The following is a 4,103-nucleotide window of genomic DNA, read 5'->3' as shown; positions in this document are numbered from 1 at the left end:
ACCGGCGGCTCGGCCTCGATACCGACCGGTGGCGTCAGCGTCGAGCGCGCCACGCGCGATCTCGGCAACAAGCTGCGCGAGCTTGCGGCCGAGGCGCTGGAGACGAGCGCGGGTGATCTCGAGATCGACGATGGCGCGATCCGCGTCGCCGGCACCGACCGCTCGATCAGCTTTGCCGATCTCGCCAAGCGGCCGGGCATCGATCCGTCCAAGCTCAACGCCAGCGCGACATTTACGCAGGCCGACGGCACTTTTCCCAACGGCACACATCTGGCCGAGGTCGAGATCGATCCGGCCACCGGCTATATCCGCATCGTCAATTACGTCATCGTCGACGACTTCGGCGTCACGCTCAACCCGCTGCTGCTTGCAGGCCAGGTGCATGGCGGCGCGATGCAAGGCATCGGCCAGGCCCTGATGGAGCAGGCGGTCTATAGCGCCAAGGACGGTCAGCTGCAGACCGGCACCTTCATGGACTATGCGCTGCCGCGTGCCGCCGACGGCCCCTCATTCGTGTTCGAGACCCACAACGTGCCGTGCACCACCAATCCGCTCGGCGTCAAAGGCGCGGGCGAGGCCGGCGCGATCGGCTCCTGCCCGGCGGTGGTCAATGCGATCATCGAAGGGCTGTGGCGCGAATTCAGGATCGACCACATCGATATGCCGGCAACGCCGGAGCGGGTCTGGACCGCGATCCAGGAGCATCGCCGCCGCCACAGCCTGTGACCGGTTACCTCCAGGAAAGCCCCGGGAATGTTGTCATCATTTCGGGGTTTGGAGAGGTACTGAGCCTTAAGCATACTGACGTCAGTTGGAAAAACATAAGGGACAAAACGGATGATGCGGACTGCCTTGGTAGTTGGAGCTTTGTTGCTGGGCGCCGGCGCGGTGATGGCGCAGCAGGATGTTGCTGTCACCCAGCAGAACCTGATGAAGTCGCAAGGCAGGAGCATGTATGGCGTGCTCGGCAAGATGATCAAGGGCGAGACGCCTTACGATCAGGCCGCGATCGACAAGGCGCTGAATGATCTTCAGGCCGACGTCGCCAAGATTCCGACCGTGTTCACGCCGAACCCGAAGGAAGACGTCGTCAATGCCAATTTCGGTTCGTCGCAGAAGATTTGGCAAAACAAGGCGGATTTCGATGGCAAGGTTCCTGCGGTGATCAAGGCGATCGAAGACACCAAAGGCAAGATCAAGGATGCCGCGACGCTGAAGGCCGGCTTCGATTCCATTCAGGAAAAGTGCACGGCCTGTCACGACACTTATCGCGTCAAGCTGAAGTGAGGTGCGACGGCCCGTCGATATACGGGCACGTCACGACTGGGCAAAGCTTGCACGAGCTAATTGCAGATAGCAGAAGGGGTGAAGGCCGCGACGGCCTTCACCCCTTTGTCAGTCAGGAAGCCAGACCGCTGTGAGCCGGCAAATCGTTCGCGCTTACTTCGTGACCTGGCCGCGGATTTCGCCGCCCGGGTTCGCTTCGGTGTGCACGTTGATATAGTACTTGCCGGCCTGAAGATCGGCGGCCTGTGCGTCTGTCAGCGTGGCCGAGCCTTCCGCCGGGCTCGAGGTGGCGCCGGGAATCGCGACCGCAACACCGGCGTTCTTGCCGGCTTCGGCGGGGCCGTGGAAATGGGCAGCCTTCGCAGGTCCGCTCAGCCCGGTATAGGTCAGCTTCCAGGACAGCTTCTTGGACGCCGGGTCGTAGTCGATATCGGCCGTGCCGGTACCCGTCGAGGTGGTCGGCGGCACTTCGGACTTGCCGTCGAGCACGGCCTTGAACTTTTCGGCGAAGGCCGGACCGGCGACGATAACGGCCGCAGCGAACGCAAGCGTGACGAAAGCGGTCTTGTTCATGTTTTTCTCCCTGGGTGCGCTGGTGCGCGAGTTTCGAAATACTGCCACATCCTTGTACGAAACGAACAACAGCCGGGTTCCAAATTTATTCCCTAAACCAGACCTTGGGCAGGAACATTTTTCGATCCCGCCGACACAGGGCTGAAGGCTATATTGGCTCTAGCCTTCACATGACGGATCGATGATGCGGCGACGAATTTTTCTCAATGCGGGAATTGCCGCGATCATCGGCTTTGGCATTTACGCGTGGCTGACGGCGACAGGAGGCGACATCTTGGCCGATGCGGTCACGCGTCCGGCCTTCACGCCGAATCCCGCCAACGGCCTGGGGGTATTCAATGCCGGCGGCTGCGCCTCGTGTCACGCGGTGCCGAACCAGCCCGATCGGTTGAAGCTGGGCGGCGGGCTCGCGATCCCGTCACCGTTCGGAACGTTCTACGCGCCGAATATTTCACCGGACAAGGCGGACGGCATCGGCGGCTGGACCGAGGCCCAATTCGTCACCGCAGTGACGAAAGGTGTCTCGCCGCAGGGCACGCATTATTTTCCGGCATTTCCCTACACCTCCTACGCGCATGCCAGAATTTCGGATATCCGGGATCTCTTTGCCTATCTGAAAACGCTCGAGCCGGTTGCCGGCAGGGTGCGCGATCACGACGTGCCGTTTCCCTTCAATATCCGCCGCAACGTCGGCATCTGGAAGCTCTTGTTCTTCGATAGCAAGCCGTTCATGCCCGACACCGCGCATTCGCCGCAATGGAATCGCGGCGCCTATCTGGTGAACAGTCTCGGCCACTGCGCCGAATGTCATAGTCCGCGCAATTTTCTCGGCGGCATCATCGCCGCGCAGCGCTTTGCCGGCGGACCCAACCCGGAAGGCGAGGGATGGGTCCCCAACATCACCCAAAAAGGAATTGGCGACTGGAGCGTCAAGGACATCGACTACTTTCTCAAGACCGGGCAAACGCCCGACAATGACTCCGCCGCCGGTTCGATGGCGCGCGTGATCAAGAACACGTCGCAGCTAGCGGATTCCGATCGCGCGGCGATCGCGGAATACCTGAAATCACTGCCGCCGGTCGATGGCCCGCCGAAGCCGAAGAAGGCGCAGAAAGAGGGGAGCTAGGGCGGTGCATAAAGCGGATATACGCTCTCGTTGAACGCTTTCTTCAAAATCCGCGAGCTGGCGCGATTCTCGAGGTCAACGAGGGGCGTTTACCGGAGCGGGCGGATTTTCATCAAGGCAAACGAGGGTGTCGCCGATCAATTCTTCGACTTGTCCGGCGCTTGCGCGTTGGAGTTGTTCGGATCGCGCTTGTTGGCTTCATGATGGCCGATGGCACAACCCGCGGCGGCTCCGAGCTTGCCGTGCCCGGCCATATGGCCGGCGACGCCGCCGACGATCGCGCCCTTGATGCATCCTTTGGCGCTGGCCTCACCCATCGAAGACACCGACAAAGCGGCGACGGACGCCACTGCAAGAACCCATTTCATGAACATTCTCCTGTTCGACTGCTTTCTAATTCCGCAGGACGGAGTCAGTTCCATATCTCAGGCTTCGCAAACGGCTGACAAAGGCCAGAAGCATCGCCTCGGGCTGTGTGGCCGTTCAGAAGTTCGAAGCGTGGCGCGACACGATGATACGAACTTCGGAATCGCGACACTAGCCGTCCTTCGTCAGCAGCAGATTGCCGCGCTTCTCGATCGCGACTTGGGCGGCTTTGGCGAAGCGCTGCAACAGCCACGGCAGCATGACCTCCAGCCGGGCATGATCCTCTGCGACATCCAGATGACCGGACGCGATCTGTCCCAGGGCGCGCACGCGAAAAATCAGTCGATCGTCCTGCCACCTTTCTTCATCGACCTGAAGCACCGGAAACCTCGCAGCCACCTGCGTCAACCCGGCTTTAAGTCGGCGCTTGGCCTCCTCCCGGCCAAGGCGGTGGGGAATGGAAACGATGAGCGGTGCGGACATTTTTGAGCTCCCGTCAGCCGGCGCGGTGGGCGCGTCGGGACTTTTATTCGCGGCATTGAAGGTGGGCGGGACGCCTGCAGAACTGGGAGCCGGCTGAACCAGAAGGTTGGCACGATAGTCAGGCGTTTCAAAATCACTGGCCGTAGCCTTCGGGCACACGCCCGGCCGTTTACCGGAAACCGACGAAGGAGTTTTGACCGATGCACAGGTCTCCGGGATCCCAAAGGTGCTATATCTGACTGGCTCGGCCGGATGCGAGCTGTGTGGA

6 protein-coding genes are annotated in these 4,103 nt (G+C 61.2%); 3 read left to right on the top strand and 3 right to left on the bottom strand.

The features are described 5' to 3' along the window. Together VFL62_RS10905 and VFL62_RS10900 are read left to right on the top strand one after the other, a co-directional pair. On the top strand, window positions 1-726 hold a 726-nt coding region (locus tag VFL62_RS10905), incomplete at its 5' end, for a xanthine dehydrogenase family protein molybdopterin-binding subunit (protein ID WP_325172384.1). 111 nt (window positions 727-837) lie between these two features. Next, window positions 838-1,287, top strand: coding sequence for a c-type cytochrome (locus VFL62_RS10900; RefSeq protein ID WP_325172383.1), 450 nt, complete (start codon window positions 838-840; stop codon window positions 1,285-1,287). A 153-nt stretch (window positions 1,288-1,440) separates the two neighbouring features. Here the strand turns inward: VFL62_RS10900 and VFL62_RS10895 are convergent, their stop codons facing one another. Further along, entirely contained in the window at window positions 1,441-1,860 is a 420-nt protein-coding gene (locus VFL62_RS10895) for a CHRD domain-containing protein (RefSeq protein WP_325172382.1), read from the bottom strand. Window positions 1,861-2,044: 184 nt separating this feature from the next. Between VFL62_RS10895 and VFL62_RS10890 the strand changes: the two genes are divergently transcribed. Beyond that, window positions 2,045-2,986, top strand: coding sequence for a c-type cytochrome (locus VFL62_RS10890; protein WP_325172381.1), 942 nt, complete (start codon window positions 2,045-2,047; stop codon window positions 2,984-2,986). Between the two features lie 137 nt (window positions 2,987-3,123). Here VFL62_RS10890 and VFL62_RS10885 read toward each other — a convergent pair whose 3' ends face one another. Then, window positions 3,124-3,354, bottom strand: coding sequence for a hypothetical protein (locus VFL62_RS10885; RefSeq protein ID WP_325172380.1), 231 nt, complete (start codon window positions 3,352-3,354; stop codon window positions 3,124-3,126). Window positions 3,355-3,523: 169 nt separating this feature from the next. Next, window positions 3,524-3,835, bottom strand: coding sequence for a polyhydroxyalkanoic acid system family protein (locus VFL62_RS10880; RefSeq protein ID WP_325172385.1), 312 nt, complete (start codon window positions 3,833-3,835; stop codon window positions 3,524-3,526). Window positions 3,836-4,103: the final 268 nt, after the last annotated feature.

The organism is Bradyrhizobium sp. (assembly GCF_035701725.1).
GTDB lineage: Bacteria > Pseudomonadota > Alphaproteobacteria > Rhizobiales > Xanthobacteraceae > Bradyrhizobium.
The sequence above is the reverse complement of the archived record's forward strand: the minus strand, read 5'-3'. Positions and strand labels throughout refer to the sequence as shown.

Coding starts and splice junctions, on each gene's coding strand:
- VFL62_RS10890 (WP_325172381.1), top strand. CDS start 2,045: ATGCGGCGACGAATTTTTCTCAATGCGGGAATTGCCGCGATCATCGGC.
- VFL62_RS10895 (WP_325172382.1), bottom strand. CDS start 1,860: ATGAACAAGACCGCTTTCGTCACGCTTGCGTTCGCTGCGGCCGTTATC.
- VFL62_RS10885 (WP_325172380.1), bottom strand. CDS start 3,354: ATGAAATGGGTTCTTGCAGTGGCGTCCGTCGCCGCTTTGTCGGTGTCT.
- VFL62_RS10880 (WP_325172385.1), bottom strand. CDS start 3,835: ATGTCCGCACCGCTCATCGTTTCCATTCCCCACCGCCTTGGCCGGGAG.
- VFL62_RS10900 (WP_325172383.1), top strand. CDS start 838: ATGATGCGGACTGCCTTGGTAGTTGGAGCTTTGTTGCTGGGCGCCGGC.